At 68.0% G+C, this 13,851-nt stretch carries 16 protein-coding genes; 6 read left to right on the top strand and 10 right to left on the bottom strand.

Annotated features, from left to right (window positions below):
- Nucleotides 1–583, top strand: a 583-nt coding sequence (locus ACE3P2_RS01090) for an MORN repeat-containing protein (RefSeq protein WP_374259924.1), incomplete at its 5' end; no start/stop codon positions are given.
- Between the two features lie 18 nt (nucleotides 584–601).
- On the opposite strand, the gene ACE3P2_RS01095 is transcribed toward ACE3P2_RS01090, so the two are convergent.
- The 3 genes from ACE3P2_RS01095 to ACE3P2_RS01105 form a co-directional block, all read right to left on the bottom strand.
- Nucleotides 602–1,477 (bottom strand): phosphoribulokinase, encoded by an 876-nt coding sequence (locus ACE3P2_RS01095; RefSeq protein ID WP_374259927.1) that lies wholly within the window; start codon nucleotides 1,475–1,477, stop codon nucleotides 602–604.
- Between the two features lie 126 nt (nucleotides 1,478–1,603).
- Entirely contained in the window at nucleotides 1,604–2,413 is an 810-nt protein-coding gene (locus ACE3P2_RS01100; protein ID WP_374259986.1) for an inositol monophosphatase, read from the bottom strand.
- Nucleotides 2,410–2,967 carry a thioredoxin family protein gene (locus tag ACE3P2_RS01105; protein WP_374259930.1) on the bottom strand — a complete coding sequence of 186 codons (558 nt, stop codon included), beginning with the start codon at nucleotides 2,965–2,967 and terminating at the stop codon, nucleotides 2,410–2,412. The genes ACE3P2_RS01100 and ACE3P2_RS01105 overlap by 4 nt, the downstream gene beginning before the upstream one ends.
- A gap of 48 nt (nucleotides 2,968–3,015) precedes the next feature.
- Here ACE3P2_RS01105 and ACE3P2_RS01110 point away from each other — a divergent pair, with 48 nt between their 5' ends.
- From ACE3P2_RS01110 to ACE3P2_RS01130, 5 genes are all read left to right on the top strand, one after another.
- A complete protein-coding gene (locus ACE3P2_RS01110; protein ID WP_374259987.1) occupies nucleotides 3,016–3,756 on the top strand; it encodes a 16S rRNA (uracil(1498)-N(3))-methyltransferase in 741 nt (246 codons plus the stop codon).
- Nucleotides 3,749–5,236: a polyphosphate:AMP phosphotransferase gene (pap, locus tag ACE3P2_RS01115; protein ID WP_374259932.1), complete on the top strand. Its 1,488-nt coding sequence runs from the start codon at nucleotides 3,749–3,751 to the stop codon at nucleotides 5,234–5,236. Before ACE3P2_RS01110 ends, pap begins: the two co-directional genes overlap by 8 nt.
- 73 nt (nucleotides 5,237–5,309) lie before the next feature.
- Complete coding sequence (gene argA / locus ACE3P2_RS01120; RefSeq protein ID WP_374259990.1) at nucleotides 5,310–6,647, top strand: amino-acid N-acetyltransferase; 1,338 nt, start codon at nucleotides 5,310–5,312, stop codon at nucleotides 6,645–6,647.
- A gap of 25 nt (nucleotides 6,648–6,672) precedes the next feature.
- On the top strand, nucleotides 6,673–8,298 hold the full coding sequence (locus tag ACE3P2_RS01125; protein WP_374259936.1) for a diguanylate cyclase domain-containing protein: 1,626 nt from the start codon (nucleotides 6,673–6,675) through the stop codon (nucleotides 8,296–8,298).
- Between the two features lie 119 nt (nucleotides 8,299–8,417).
- A complete protein-coding gene (locus tag ACE3P2_RS01130; RefSeq protein WP_374259938.1) occupies nucleotides 8,418–8,690 on the top strand; it encodes an oxidative damage protection protein in 273 nt (90 codons plus the stop codon).
- An 11-nt stretch (nucleotides 8,691–8,701) separates the two neighbouring features.
- Here ACE3P2_RS01130 and ACE3P2_RS01135 read toward each other — a convergent pair whose 3' ends face one another.
- The 7 genes from ACE3P2_RS01135 to ACE3P2_RS01165 all read right to left on the bottom strand — a co-directional run bounded on the left by ACE3P2_RS01135 (nucleotide 8,702) and on the right by ACE3P2_RS01165 (nucleotide 13,832).
- Complete coding sequence (locus ACE3P2_RS01135) at nucleotides 8,702–9,046, bottom strand: EscU/YscU/HrcU family type III secretion system export apparatus switch protein (RefSeq protein WP_374259941.1); 345 nt, start codon at nucleotides 9,044–9,046, stop codon at nucleotides 8,702–8,704.
- Nucleotides 9,043–10,086, bottom strand: a complete 1,044-nt coding sequence (locus ACE3P2_RS01140) for a flagellar hook-length control protein FliK (protein ID WP_374259944.1) — start codon at nucleotides 10,084–10,086, stop codon at nucleotides 9,043–9,045. Before ACE3P2_RS01140 ends, ACE3P2_RS01135 begins: the two co-directional genes overlap by 4 nt.
- Before the next feature lie 31 nt (nucleotides 10,087–10,117).
- A complete protein-coding gene (locus tag ACE3P2_RS01145) occupies nucleotides 10,118–10,465 on the bottom strand; it encodes a flagellar protein FliT (RefSeq protein WP_374259946.1) in 348 nt (115 codons plus the stop codon).
- Between the two features lie 17 nt (nucleotides 10,466–10,482).
- Nucleotides 10,483–10,899, bottom strand: coding sequence for a flagellar export chaperone FliS (gene fliS, locus ACE3P2_RS01150; protein ID WP_374259949.1), 417 nt, complete (start codon nucleotides 10,897–10,899; stop codon nucleotides 10,483–10,485).
- 21 nt (nucleotides 10,900–10,920) lie between these two features.
- Nucleotides 10,921–12,330 carry a flagellar filament capping protein FliD gene (fliD, locus tag ACE3P2_RS01155; protein ID WP_374259951.1) on the bottom strand — a complete coding sequence of 470 codons (1,410 nt, stop codon included), beginning with the start codon at nucleotides 12,328–12,330 and terminating at the stop codon, nucleotides 10,921–10,923.
- 205 nt (nucleotides 12,331–12,535) lie between these two features.
- Nucleotides 12,536–12,937 carry a flagellar protein FlaG gene (locus ACE3P2_RS01160; protein WP_374259953.1) on the bottom strand — a complete coding sequence of 134 codons (402 nt, stop codon included), beginning with the start codon at nucleotides 12,935–12,937 and terminating at the stop codon, nucleotides 12,536–12,538.
- Nucleotides 12,938–13,013: 76 nt separating this feature from the next.
- Complete coding sequence (locus ACE3P2_RS01165) at nucleotides 13,014–13,832, bottom strand: flagellin (RefSeq protein ID WP_374259956.1); 819 nt, start codon at nucleotides 13,830–13,832, stop codon at nucleotides 13,014–13,016.
- Nucleotides 13,833–13,851: the final 19 nt, after the last annotated feature.

A 13,851-nucleotide genomic window follows, 5' to 3' on the forward strand; every position in this document is an offset into this window, starting at 1 on the left:
GCCCACCGTGGCGGCAGCCGCGGCGCCTGCCGATGCCGCCGCCCCGGTGCCCGCCGAGGTGGTCCTGACGGCCGGCGACACGACGTATCGAGGCGCCTTCAAGCTGGGCGCCAACGGTGCGGTGAGCGGCACCGGGAGCGTCGAGTGGACCAACGGCGAGCGCTATGTCGGCACGCTGGTGGAGGGCCGCAAGCACGGCAAGGGGCGTTTCGAGTGGGTCGGCGGTCAGTGGTACGAGGGCGACTGGGTAAATGACCAGGCGACCGGCCACGGGGTGATCCGCTTCGCCGGCGGCAACCGCTACGAGGGGGCGGTGGTGGACGGCGAGCCGAACGGCCGCGGTACTCAGATATTCCCGTCGGGCGACCGCTACACCGGCGACTTCGCCCGCGGCGTGTTCCACGGCAAGGGCACCTACGCCTGGAAGAACGGCAACCGCTACGAAGGCAGCTGGAACATGGGTCGCAAGCATGGCCCGGGCCGTCTGGTTTGGGCCAGTGGCGAGGGCTGGGAGGGCGAGTTTCTGAACGACCAGCAGACCGACAAGGGCAAGTCGATCAGCGCGGCCGCCGCGCCGCGCTGAGACGCCCGCCCGCGTTGTTCAGACCCACTGGCGACGGCGTTCCATCAGCTTCCAGATCAGCGGCGTGAGGATCAGCTGCATCGCCAGGTCGAGCTTGCCGCCGGGCACCACGATGGTGTTGGCGCGGGACATGAAGCTGCCGTCGACCATCCGCAGCAGGTAGGGGAAGTCCACGCCGCGGGGATCGCGGAAGCGGATGATGACCATCGATTCGTCGGCGGTCGGGATGTCGCGGGCGATGAACGGGTTCGACGTATCCACCATCGGCACCCGCTGGAAGTTGATGTGGGTGTGGGAGAACTGCGGCACGATGTAATGCACGTAGTCGTGCATTCGGCGCAGGATGGTCTCCTGCACGGCCTCGAGCGAATAGCCGCGGGTTTTTGTGTCGCGGTGGATCTTTTGTATCCACTCCAGGTTGGTGATCGGAACGACGCCGATCAGCAGGTCGGCGTGGCGGCAGATGTTGACCTTGTCGGTGATCACCGCGCCGTGCAGACCTTCGTAGAACAGGCAGTCGGTGTCCGGCGGGAGATCTTCCCACGGCGTGAAGCTGCCCACCTTGAGGCCGCGCCGGGCCGCTTCGTCGGGGTTGTGCAGGTAGTAACGGCGCTGCCCGCCGCCCGATTCGCCGTAGGTGCGGAACAACTGCTCCAGGTCTTCGAGCAGGTTGGCCTCCGGCCCGAAGTGGCTGATTCCGCGCTGGCCCTGGCTTTCCGCCTCGATGATGAGGTCGCGGATCTCGTTGCGGGTGTAGCGGTGAAAGCTGTCGCCTTCGATGATGGCGGCGTTGACCTTCTCGCGCCAGAAGATGCCTTCAAAGGTGTGCTTGACCGTCGTGGTGCCTGACCCGGACGAGCCGGTCACCACGACGATGGGGTGTTTCATGGACATGGACTGCTCCCGCGAATGAGTGGTTTTGGAGCAGTCCACGCGGCCATGAACTGTTCCAAAAGCACTCCCGGGCGTGCTCGGGGGCGGTGTCGACGTTGCGGTGCAAAAACCGTGCCGGCGCCAGCCTCAGGAATGGATGTGCAGCCAGGCCCGCCATTGCTCGAACAGCGCGGGGCTGGCCGCGGCGATCACCGAGCGCTTGATGGCCGGGCCGGCGGTGAGCGGCGAGCCGCCGAGGCTGCTGTAGCAGCCGCCGGCTTCGTCGAGGATCAGGCGACCGGCGGCGTAGTCCCACAGCATCTGGCCGCCGTGGATGTAGACGTCGAGCCGGCCGGCGGCCACGTAGCACCATTCGAGGGCGCTGGAGCCGAAATTGCGTTGCGAATAATAGGGCGGCCGCACCGCGAGCTCGTCGCCGAGGTGGTGGCTGATGCGCTTGAAGTCGACGCCGGCGACGGCTTCCCTGAGCTGGGCGGCGGGGCTGCGCAGGGGCAGCGGCACGTCGTTGAGCCAGGCGCCGGCGCCGCGGGCGGCGTAGAACGCTTCGTCGGTGATCGGGTTGTAGACCACGCCGATCTGGGTCTTGTGGTCGACCAGGTAGGCCACCGCGACGCCGAAGAAGGGAATTCCGTTGGCGAAGTTGGTGGTGCCGTCGATCGGGTCGATGACCCACAGGCCGTGCTTGCCGGCGTGCCAGACGCGCCCTTGCTCTTCGGCGCTCATCTCCTCGCCGAGCACCGGGCCGGGAATCAGCCGGGGTAGTTGCTCGACCAGCGCGGCCTGAGACGCGAGGTCGGCCTCGGTGAGCAGGCTGCCGTCGGCCTTGCGCTCGCGGGCGGCGCTGAGGTAACGGGGCAGGATGGTGTGCTTGGCCATCTCGCGGACGAGATCGGCGAGGGCGCGGGCCTGGTCGAGGCGCTGTGCGGAGGTCATCAGGCGTTCCGCCACTTGATCGAGCAGCCGATGCCGGGTGTCTGGTCGGCGGGGCCGTGGCCGGTCAGGGCCACCTGACGCAGGGCCTCGAAGAGTTCGCGGCGGGCGTCGGGCGCGGCGGGCTGCTTGCCGGACGCGTCGAGGCGCCCCCGGTACTGCAGGCCGAGCCCGGCATCGAAGCCGAAGAAGTCGGGCGTGCACACCGCACCGTAGGCCTTCGCGACGGCCTGGGTTTCGTCGTGCAGATAGGGGAAGGGAAACGCCAGCTCGGTGGCGATGCGCTGCATGTTGTCCCAGGAATCCTCGGGGTAGTCGGCCGGATCGTTGGACATGATCGCCACGCTGCCGATGCCCAGCCCGGCGAGTTCGCGGCAGTCGCGCAACAGGCGCGGCAGCACGGCCTTGACGTAGGGGCAGTGGTTGCAGATGAACATCACCAGCAGGCCTCGGGGGCCACGGCAGCTGGCGAGGCTGTGGGTCTGGCCGTCGACGCCGGGCAGGACGAAGTCCGGGGCGGACCAGCCGAAATCGCACAGCGGCGTGGAGAGACTGACCATGATCTTCGTTGAGTTTCCATCCCGTGGAGGCACGCGGATAATAGCATGATGAATCCGCGCTTCTTTTGCCCCGACGGGCTTCTTCCCGATTCCGACATGCCGCTGCCGACGGCGGTGGCCCACCACGCCGAGCGGGTGCTGCGCCTTGCCGTGGGTGACGCCGTGACGCTTTTCGACGGTCGTGGCGGCGAGTGCGCAGCGACCCTGCTGGCGCTTGGCAAGCAGCCGCTGGCCCGTGTCGGGCCGCGCCAGGAGGTCGACCGCGAGTCGCCTCTGGCGATCACCCTGGTTCAGGCGCTGGCGAGCGGCGACAAGATGGACTGGGTCGTGCAGAAGGCGGTCGAGCTGGGCGCGGTGGCGATCCAGCCGGTGGCCGCCGAGCGTTCGGTGCTCAAGCTCACCGGTGACCGGGCGGCCAAGCGGGTCGCCCACTGGCAGCAGATTGCGGTGTCGGCCTGCGAGCAGTCGGGCCGCAACCGGGTGCCGGCGGTCGGCGAAATCGTGCCGCTCGCCCGCTATCTCGCGCAGTCGTTCGATGGCACGCGGATGATCCTGGCGCCGGGCGCCGCTGGCGCGCTGGCCCGCAAGGGGCGCCCGACGGGGCCGCTGGCGATCCTGATCGGACCGGAGGGCGGCTGGTCGCCGGCCGAGTTGCAGCTGGCCGAGCGGGCGGGCTGCGCGCCGCTGGCCCTCGGGCCGCGGGTGCTGCGCACCGAAACGGCGGGCCTTGCCGCGCTGGCGGCCTTGCAGACGCTGTGGGGCGATTTTCCGGGAGACGGGCATGTTTGAATCGGCGGAGTTGGGTCACACCTTGTCGAAAGAGGCGTACGCCGAGATCGAGCCGCAATTGCGCACCGATCTGCTGGGGGCACAGTTCGAGCTGCTCGAGAGCAAGGCGTGCGCGGTGGTGATCCTGATCAACGGCATCGACGGCGCCGGCCGGGGCGAGACCGTGAACCTGCTCAACGAGTGGATGGACCCGCGCCACATCGAGGTGCACGCCTTCGACCGCCCCACCGACGAGGAGCGCGAGCGGCCTTTCCTGTGGCGTTTCTGGCGTGCCCTGCCGGCCAAGGGCAAGATCGGCGTGCTGTTCGGCAACTGGTACTCCGATCCGATCCATGACCGCTCCCAGGGGCACATCAAGAAGGCCCATCTCGACCAGCGCCTGTCGGAGTTCAACCGTTTCGAGGCGATGCTCGCCGCGGAGGGCGTGGTGCTGGTGAAGTTCTGGTTCCACCTGTCGCGCCAGGGGCAGAAGAAGCGTCTCAAGGCGCTGGAGGCGAACCCCGACACCCGCTGGCGGGTGCGCGAGGCGGATTGGGCGTTCTACGAGCAGTACGACGACTACCGCCAGGTGGCCGAGCACGTGCTGCGGCGCACCAGCACCGGCGTGGCGCCGTGGGTGATCGTCGATGGCAGCGATCCGCAGTATCGCGCGGTGCATGTCGGTCGCATCCTCCTGGAACGCCTGCAGCGCCGCCTGGAGCACGTGCGCAAGGGGTTCCGGGCGCGTCAGGCCGCGGCGCCGCTGCTGGCGGCGGCGGACGAGCGCAACCTGCTCAACGCCCTCGTGCTGAACCAGCCGATGGACAAGAAGGAATACGATCGCCAGCTCGAGAAGCTGCAGGGCCGGCTGGCGCTGGCGGTACGCAGCGAGGCTTTTGCCGGGCGCAGCCTGGTGCTGGTCTTCGAGGGCATGGACGCCGCCGGCAAGGGCGGCGCGATCCGCCGCGTCACCGAGGCGCTGGACACCCGTCAGTACCACGTGGTGCCGATCGCCGCGCCGTCCGACGAGGAGCGCGCCCAGCCCTACCTGTGGCGCTTCTGGCGGCGGCTGCCGCGGCGCGGCAAGGTGGCGATCTTCGATCGCTCGTGGTACGGGCGGGTGCTCGTCGAGCGGGTCGAGGGCTTCTGCTCCGAGGCCGACTGGATGCGCGCCTACGCCGAGATCAACGATTTCGAGGATCAGCTGGTGTCGGCCGGGGCGATCGTCGTCAAGTTCTGGCTGTCGGTGAGCGACGCGGAGCAGTTGCGCCGCTTCAAGGCCCGCGAGACCGAAGCCTTCAAGCGCTACAAGATCACCTCCGAGGACTGGCGCAACCGCGACAAGTGGCCGTTGTACGAGCCGGCGGTGTGCGACATGATCGACCGCACCAGCACCGAAAACGCGGGCTGGACGCTGGTCGAGGCCGACAACAAATATTATGCGCGGGTAAAGATTCTGCGCGCGCTGGTCGATAAGCTCGAATCCGCGCTGAAGCTTTGACCCGGCCGCGTCCGACCATGCCCGATCAATCCCCTTGGCTGCAGTGGAACCTCTTGTGAATTCACCCGACAACATGCCGGCGCCGACGCCGGTCGGCAACGATCTTTCCCAGCGTTTCGTCGCCTGGGTGCGGGCTGCCGCGCCCTTCATCCATGCCTTCCGGGGCAAGACCTTCGTGCTCGGCTTCGGCGGCGAGGTGGCGGCCGGCCAGCTCGCCCAGAAGCTGGCCTACGACTGCAACCTGCTCGCCGCCCTCGGCGTGCGGCTGGTGCTGGTGCATGGCGCGCGGCCGCAGATCGAGGCCGAGCTGGCTCGCCGCGGGCTCACGCCGCGCTATCACAAAGGCTTGCGGGTCACCGACGCCGAGGCGCTCGAGTGCGTCAAGGCCGCGGTGGCGGTGACCCGAATCGAGGTCGAGGCGCTGCTCTCCCAGGGTTTGCCCAACACGCCGATGGCCGGCAGCTTCATGCGCGTGACCAGCGGCAACTTCGTCACCGCCAAGCCGGTGGGCGTCGTGGACGGCGTCGATTACGGCTTTACCGGCACGGTGCGCAAGGTGATCGCCGAGGAGATCGCGGCCGATCTGGATCAGCAGAACGTGGTGCTGATGTCCTCCCTCGGCGTGTCGCCGGCGGGCGAGATCTTCAACATGAGCATGGAGGCGGTGGCCGAGGCGGTGGCGATTGCCCTGAAGGCCGAGAAGCTGATCTACCTGTGCGACGCGCCGGGCCTGCTCGACGCCCGTGGCGGACTGATCGAGGCGATCACCGCCGACGACGCCGAGGCCATGCTGAAGGCCGGCGAAGGGCTCACCGAGGATCTGGATCTGTACCTGCCCTGTGCGATCCGCGCGGTGCGTCAGGGGGTCGGCCGCGCCCACCTGATCGACCGGGACAAGGACGGTGGACTGCTGCTGGAGTTCTTCACGCCGCAGGGCGTCGGCACCGTGCTCACCCGCGATCCGCTGTTCCGCCTGCGCGAGGCGACCATCGAGGACGTGGGGGCGCTGGGCGCCGTGATCGCGCCGATGGAGGCCGACGGCACCCTGGTGCGGCGCAGCCGCGAGCGCCTGGAGGCCGAGATCGAACGCTTCACGGTCGTCGAGTACGACGGCGTGCTGGTGGGGTGCGCGGCGCTCTACCCGTTCATCGACGAGCGGGCCGCCGAAATGGCCTGCGTGGCCGTGGTGCCGGAGCATCGCCGCGCCGGCCTCGGCGAAATGCTGCTCAAGCGCATGGAGGCGCGCGCCCGGGCGATCGGCGTGGAACGCCTGTTCGTGCTCACCACGCGCACCTCGGACTGGTTCCGCGAGCGGGGCTTCGAGCAGGCGCCGCCGGAGGCCCTGCCCCGCCAGAAGCGCGAGATGTACGACGTCAGCCGGCGGTCCAAGGTTTTCATGAAACAGCTGTGAGCACCGCGCTTGTGAGAGTCGCTGCGTGATTCGTCGATCCGTTCGTCTCGAGGTGGCCGGTGGGCTGCGACGGCCGGTGATGGCGCTGGCCTTGCAGTTCGCCGTGCCTGCCGCCGCGTGGGCCGGCGTGGCGGAGGGGGTGAGCGCGCCGGTGCTGGCGGCGTCGGCCGGGGTGGCGACGTTGCTGGGGGCGGCGGGCGTGGGCTATCTGGTCGTGCTGCGCAAGCGCCTGCTGCGCCTGCAGACGCAGCTCGACGCGGCGCGGGGCGGCGACGGCGCGGCGTCGTTCGATGCGTTGCAGGCGCGCCACTTTCATCGCACCGCCGACGACGGTCATTGCCTCGAGGGTTGGGTGGATCTCACCGGCCGTCTGTTCTGGGTCAATCGGGCCATCGAACGTTACACCGGTCGCCGCGCCGAAGAGGTGCTGCTGGGCGGTTTCGTCGACGTGGTGGTCTATGAGCGCGACCGTCGCTACTGCCGCGACCAGATCCGCAAGGCGCTGGAGGATGGGGAGCCGGCGGAGTTCGAGCTGCGTCTCGTCAATGCCGGCAGCCACGTGCAGTGGATGGCCTGCCACTGGCAGCCGATCCGCGACGACGAGGGGGCGCTGCTGGGCTTGCGGGTGACGATGAGCGACATCCAGGCGCGCAAGGAGGCGGAGTACAAGCTGCTCGAGACGGTCGCCGCGCTGCGTCGCGCCCAGGCGCTGTCGGAGCATTACCTGCGTCGCAGCAACGAGGAGCGCTCGCGTCTGTCGGCCCTGCTCGACGTGGTGCGGATGGGCATCCTGTTCATGGATGCGGACCGGCGGGTGGTGTACTGCAACCGGGTGCTGTACGACATCTGGGGCGTGGCCGAGAGCGAGAGTTTCGTCGGCGTGCGCGACGTGGTGCTGCAGCAGTACGTGCTGCAGTTCCTGGCCGACGGCCCGGCCTACCAGCGGCATGTGGCCGAGGTGGTGCAGCAGCGCGGGCCCAGCGAGCCCTACGAGATCCGCTTCAAGGACGGTCGCGTCGTTACCGATTTCTCCCGCGTCGTGCCGGGGCCCGACGGTGCCCGTTCGCTGGGGCGGATCTGGGTGTTCGAGGACGTGACCGAGCAGCGCCGGGTGGCGCAGCAGCTGCTCCACATGGCCGAGCGCGATCCGCTGACCAACCTCTTCAACCGGCGCCGCTTCCACGAGGAGCTGGAGCGGATGCTCGCCGACGGCGCCCGTCATCGCGAAGGCGTCGGCCTGCTGGCGATCGACCTGGACGGCTTCAAGCCGGTGAACGACCGCTTCGGCCACCAGGCCGGCGACGAGGTGCTGGTCGGGCTGGCCGCGGCGGTGGGCGCGGTGGTGCGGCGCAACGAGATGTTCTTCCGGATGGGCGGCGACGAGTTCGCGATCCTGGTGCCGGCGGCGGTGGCGCAGGACATCGCCGAGCTGGCGCGGCGGGTGTGCGCCTGCATCGCCGGTCTGCGCTTCACCTTCGGTGGGGAGTCGGCGGGGGTGTCAGCCAGTATCGGCATCGCGCTGAGCACCCGCAACGGCGTCGAGGCCGAGAGCCTGATCGGTGCCGCCGACCGGGCGATGTACCTGGCCAAGGCGCTCGGTGGCAATTGCTGGGAGTTCGCCCGCGAGCCGAGCGGCGTGGCGGTCGACTAGCCATCGGGTGGGGCGCCGCTGCAAATGCGGCTCAACAGGCCCGCCAACAGCCCCTATAATCTTGCCACCCTGCCGGACGCGGAACGCCCGCGCCGGCATCCCAACTCATGAGGTGATACATGGCACGGATGGTCAATTGTGTGAAGCTCGGCCGCGAGGCCGAAGGTCTGGATTTTCCGCCGCTTCCCGGCGAGCTGGGCAAGCGCGTCTTCGAGAACGTCTCGAAGGAAGGCTGGCAGCAGTGGGTGCGCCACCAGACCATGCTGATCAACGAGAACCGCCTGAACCTGATGGACGCCCGCGCCCGCAAGTACCTGGCCGAGCAGATGGAGCGCTATTTCTTCGGCGGCGGTGCGGATCAGATCAGCGGTTATGTGCCGCCGAGCAACTGATCGGTCGTGCGTCAGCCTGTGACGGCCCCGGATTCCGGGGCCGTTGCTTTTGGTGCGGTGGTTTTGGCGGCGATGTCGCGGCCGCTGTTCTCGATGCTGTAGAGCCAGGCCAGCAGTTCGGCGACGGCGACGTACAGTTCGGGCGGAATGCGCGCGTCGAGGTCGACCTGCATCAGCAGGGCGACGAGTTCGGGCGATTCGTGGACGTACACGCCGGACTCCTTGGCCCGGGCGATGATCTCGGTGGCGATCAGCCCGCGGCCCTTGGCGACGACGGTCGGTGCAGACTGGCCGGCGTTGTAGGCGAGGGCGACCGCTTCGGCGCGTTGCTCGCCGGGGAGTTCGGGGCGGTTCATGGCGCGCTCCGGCGTTCGGCGACGAGGCCGGTGAGCGGCACGTCGGCGGCCGCCAGGGCGTCGGCGAGGCGCTGTTGACCGGCGTCGAGGGCTTCGCGGGTGGCCTCGCTGTCGGCGATCAGGCGCATCGCGACGCCGGCCGGGGTGAGGTGCAGCCGGGCCTCGACGCCGCCGAGGCTGGGCAGGCTGAGGCGCAGGGTGGTGTTCCAGTAGGGCTCGGGCTCGTCTTCGCCGCTACCCTCGCGCCGGGGGTCTTCGATTTCCCATTCCATGTTCTGGCCGGGCCATACCTGCCCCTGCCAGACGAGCTGGTGGGTGGCGAGGGCGTCGAGTTGCTGATGCACCAGTGGCAGCAGGCGCTCGGGGATCGGCGCGGCGTGTTCGGCGGTGCGGGCGGTGGCGGCCATGGCGCCGTCGCTGCCCGAGGCGGGCAGGGAGGCGGATTCGGCCGCGATCCGGCTCTGGGGTTCCTGCTTCAGGCTGGCGGCATCCACCTGTCCGGCGAGCCAGCGGGCCTGATGGGACTCGTAGAACAGGCCACTGCGGCCGACGGCGTCGCCGAGCCGGTTGGCGAGGGCGGTCGCGCTGCCGGCCCCCACGGGCGGTGCGGCGAGGAGCGGCTCGCCACCGTTGAGACGGGCGGTTTCGGCGGCGGGCTGGCCGGTGAGCAGGAAGCTGATGAGTCGTCCGGCCTGGCTCAGGGCCGGGCGGGTGGCGGCGGCGGTGTCGGCGCTCGTCGGGGCGAGGGTGGCGAAGACGGCCCGGGGCGTGACGTGGCTGACGATGAGTTCGAGGGTGTCGCCAGCCTTGACCGATTCGGGCAGTGCGAGGGTGACCTCGCGGCCACTGACCCGCGCCTGAAAGGTGTTGTCGGCGCGGGGCGCCTGCAGGTTGGCGACGATGCGCTGGCCCGGCGTGAAGTCGGGAAACTGGTCGGGAATGCCCTTGACGCGGGCAAGCGGCGCGACGGTGGGCTCGCCCGAGAAGAAGCTGGCCTCGGTGAGCATCCGCAGGCGGGAGGCGAGATCGCCGGGAATCATGACGTGGCCTCGTCAGCCCGCCCGCGCGGGGTCAGAGATCGCTGTCGGTGTCGCCGTAGGCGCTGCGCACGTTGCGTTCGCGCGTGCCGCTGGAGAACATCTGACGCACGCTGTCCATCCAGGGCTCGGTGTGGACGCGGACTTCCTTGTCGTCGTCGAGGATGCGGCGGATCAGCGCGATCTTGCGGGCGCGTTCGTCTTCGGACATGCGGCGCGGACGGCTCGGGAAGGCCAGGGCTTCCTCGACGCCGATGCGGTCGCGCAGCGAGGCGACCTGTTTTTCGAGGCGGGTGAGGCGGTCCCAGTCGTTGGCGCGGGCGGCATCCACCATCTCGGTGGAGTAGTTGCTCATCTGTTCCAGAAGGGCGAGGGAACTCATGAAAGATCTCCGGCGGTCTAGAGGCTGGCCTGGTTGGTTTGGTTGCCGATGGCTTCCCAGGCGCCTTTCAGTTCGGTGAGCAGCTTGGTGACTTCGTCCATCGCGGGCCGGCTGTTGTGCAGGTTAGCGTAGAGCAGTCGCTGTGTCATATAGTCGTAGAGCGCGCCCAGGCGCTCGGCCAGTTCGCCGCCGGCCTCGTAGTCGAGGCTGACCTTGAGGCCGTTGAGGATGATCTCGATGGCCTTGGAAATGGCGGCGCCCTTGGCGGGCACGTCCTTGTTCTCGAGGGCGATGGCGGCGGTGCCGATCTGCAGGATCGCGCCCTCGAACAGCATCAGGATCAGTTTGTGGGGGTCTGCGGTGGAAACCCCGGTTTCGACGCCGACTGCGCTGTAGGCGGCGGCACCGCGACTGGCTGCAAGGCCAAACGACATCTGTTGGTTCTCCGGTCGGGGTTAGCGGCTTGTTGTCATGTTGCTCAGCATGGTGAGCTGCTGGCTCAGGTAGGAGCTGGTGGTGGTCATGCTCGCCATCGACTGGTCGAGGGCGGTGAATTTGGCCCGATAGGTCTTTTCGATGGCGGTCAGGCGGGTCTCGAAGGCGTCGATCTGGTTGCCGAGCGACTTGATGCTGCTGTTCAGGCCGTCGGTGCGGCTGGCGATGACGCCGTTGCTGGCCAGGATGCTGGTGGTCGTGTCCTTCACCGCGCTGCCGTATGCGCCGATCACCGCGGCGGTGGCCGAGAAGTTGGTGCTCGCGGCCTTGTCGAACTTGGTGCTGTCGATCTTCAGCGTGCCATCGCTCTGGAACGAGATGCCGATGTCGGTCAGGGTCTTCATCGTGGCGCCCGACAGTTCGCTGGGGGGCGTCGACAAGGTGGTGCGCAGCGCGCCCTGCAGGCTGCGCAACGACGATTCGCCGTTGAGCACCGCCGCCGTCTTGGTGGTGGTGTTGTAGGCGGTGAGGCTCTTCAGCGACGCGTTGAGGCTGTTGTAGGCATTGACGAAGGTGTCGAGCTTGCTCTTCAGGTCGGCGTTGTCGCGGGTGACGGTGAGCGACGTGGAGCCGACCTTGGTGAGGTTGAGCGTCACGCCATCGACGGCGTCGGTGATGGTGTTGCCCTTGGTGGCGATGGAGACGCCCTGAATCTTCACCACCGCGTCGGCGGCGGCCAGGGTTTCGTTGAACGCGCTCGAAGCGGCGACCGGGCTGCCCGCGGCGGCGGGGTCGATGAAGTTGGCGGTGCCGCCGATGCTGACCGCGCTGGCGGTGCCGCCGGTGGTTGCGGTGAGCAGCAGGTTCTGTTTGCCGCTGGTGTCGGTGACGATGCTGGCGCTCACCCCGGCATCGGCCTTGTTGATGGCGTCGCGTACGCCGGCGAGGGAGTTCGCGCTGCTGTCGAGGGTGATCGTCGAGGTGGTGGCGCTCGAGCCGGTGCCCTTGGTGACGGTCAGGGTGGCGCTGCTGGCGCTGCCGAAGTCGATCACCGGATCGCCGGCCGAGTAGGTCTTGCCGAGCGCGAGGCGCTGGTTGGTTGCCAGGGAGGCGACGTCGATCGCGTAGGTGCCGGCAACCGCGGTGTTGCTGGTGGTGGCCGAAGCGATGGTGGCGTCGGCAATAGTTGCCTTGTAGGCGGAAAAAGATGCCGCTGCGGTGCTGCCGGTTGCCGGGGTGAGCGCCTTGGCGGCCGTCTGCAGGGTGGCCACTGCGCTCTTGATGGTGCCGAGGGCGGAGATCTTGGATTGGTAGCTGGACTGGCGCGTCTGCAGCGTCGTGAGCGGTTGCTTTTCAACCGACATCAGCGAGCTGACGAGGGACTCGACGTTCAGGCCGGAACCGACTCCTGCGGATGAGATTGTCGCCATGGCGACCCCCTTGCTTTACTTGCTCTATCGAGCGCTGAGTGAAGATTACGGTCGTGCTCGAGGAAACTTGAGCGCGATCCGGCGGATAGGCTCTTTATGCATGGAGCGTGCCAATCGGCTTCGGTTTCCGACGTCCGATAAAAAAATCCCACCGCGAGGGTGGGATCAATCGCTGCGCCGGCGGTTGGCCGGCGCCGTGGGGGAATTACGCCTGTTGCTTGACGAGGAGACCCTGGAGTTTGTCGAGGGCTTTGGCGATGACCATGACCTCTTCGGAGGGAATCTGCCGGATCACCTTTTTGGATTCGGTGTCGACGACCTTCACGATGGTCATGCCGCTATCCTTGTCGATGGAGAACTGCAGACTGTTGGCGGTCTGCTTGATGGTGTCCTGGATCTGCTTGACAGCCTGGTTGAGCTGGTCGGCGGTCGGTTGTGCTTTCCGGGCGTCGGCGCTCGCGCCGACCTCCTTGCTGTCGCGCACGGAGGAGGGGGCGTCGACCTGTCGGGCCATGCCGGCTGACTGGGTGACCGAAGTCTGCGCGGCCGGATTCTGGGCCGGAGGCACGTAAGCCGTGCTTCCGCCGCTGACGGGTTGAATGCTCATGGTGCGATCCCCCTCGTGGCAGCGGCGCCGCGCCGTTTCTGGCCGCGGCGCCCGCTGCGTTTATGATTGAAACGGCTTACTTCAGCAGGGACAGCACGTTGTTGGGCATGCTGTTGGCCTGCGAAACCATCGCCGTGCCGGCCTGCTGCAGGATCTGCGCGCGGGTCATGTTGGCGGTTTCCTGGGCGAAGTCCGCGTCCATGATGCGACCGCGGGATGCCTGGGCGTTTTCCGACGCGACCGACAGGGTCTGCACGACGGAGCTGAAGCGGTTCTGCACTGCACCCCAGGTGGCGCGGGCGGTGTTCAGGGCGTTGAGCTGCTTGTCGATGTCGGCAATCGCTGAAGAGGCGTTCGCCGCTGCGGAAACCGTACCGCCACCCGACACGCCGGACATCGAGACGCTGGAGGCCGACACGGTGATCTGGTCGGTGGCGGCGGTGCCGGCGCCCACCTGGAAGGTGGTGTCGGTCGAGCCGTTCAGGATCGCCTGGCCGTTGAAGGTGGTGCCGCTAACGACGCGGTTGATTTCCTGCGACAGCTGTTGATATTCGGTGTCCAGATTCGCGCGGTCGCCGGAGGTGTAGGTGCCGTTGGCCGACTGCACGGCCAGTTCGCGCATGCGCTGGAGGTTGTCGGTGACGGCCTGCATCGCGCTTTCAGCGGTCTGCGCCATCGAGATGCCGTCGTTAGCGTTGCGGATCGCAACGTTGAAGCCCTTGGCCTGGGAGTTCATGCGGTCGGCAATCGCCAGACCGGCGGCGTCGTCCTTGGCGCTATTCACGCGCAGGCCGGAGGACAGGCGCTGGACCGAAGTGGCCAGGCTGGCCTGGGAGGACGAAAGGTTGCGTTGCGCATTGAGCGACATCGCATTGGTGTTGATCGTGGCAGCCATTTTGGTTCTCCTTAATTCC

Source organism: Zoogloea sp., from assembly GCF_041911615.1.
GTDB lineage: Bacteria > Pseudomonadota > Gammaproteobacteria > Burkholderiales > Rhodocyclaceae > Zoogloea.

Coding starts and splice junctions, on each gene's coding strand:
- ACE3P2_RS01095 (WP_374259927.1), bottom strand. CDS start 1,477: ATGTCCATGAAACACCCCATCGTCGTGGTGACCGGCTCGTCCGGGTCA.
- ACE3P2_RS01105 (WP_374259930.1), bottom strand. CDS start 2,967: ATGGTCAGTCTCTCCACGCCGCTGTGCGATTTCGGCTGGTCCGCCCCG.
- ACE3P2_RS01110 (WP_374259987.1), top strand. CDS start 3,016: ATGAATCCGCGCTTCTTTTGCCCCGACGGGCTTCTTCCCGATTCCGAC.
- pap (WP_374259932.1), top strand. CDS start 3,749: ATGTTTGAATCGGCGGAGTTGGGTCACACCTTGTCGAAAGAGGCGTAC.
- argA (WP_374259990.1), top strand. CDS start 5,310: ATGCCGGCGCCGACGCCGGTCGGCAACGATCTTTCCCAGCGTTTCGTC.
- ACE3P2_RS01130 (WP_374259938.1), top strand. CDS start 8,418: ATGGCACGGATGGTCAATTGTGTGAAGCTCGGCCGCGAGGCCGAAGGT.
- ACE3P2_RS01135 (WP_374259941.1), bottom strand. CDS start 9,046: ATGAACCGCCCCGAACTCCCCGGCGAGCAACGCGCCGAAGCGGTCGCC.
- ACE3P2_RS01140 (WP_374259944.1), bottom strand. CDS start 10,086: ATGATTCCCGGCGATCTCGCCTCCCGCCTGCGGATGCTCACCGAGGCC.
- ACE3P2_RS01145 (WP_374259946.1), bottom strand. CDS start 10,465: ATGAGTTCCCTCGCCCTTCTGGAACAGATGAGCAACTACTCCACCGAG.
- fliS (WP_374259949.1), bottom strand. CDS start 10,899: ATGTCGTTTGGCCTTGCAGCCAGTCGCGGTGCCGCCGCCTACAGCGCA.
- fliD (WP_374259951.1), bottom strand. CDS start 12,330: ATGGCGACAATCTCATCCGCAGGAGTCGGTTCCGGCCTGAACGTCGAG.
- ACE3P2_RS01160 (WP_374259953.1), bottom strand. CDS start 12,937: ATGAGCATTCAACCCGTCAGCGGCGGAAGCACGGCTTACGTGCCTCCG.
- ACE3P2_RS01165 (WP_374259956.1), bottom strand. CDS start 13,832: ATGGCTGCCACGATCAACACCAATGCGATGTCGCTCAATGCGCAACGC.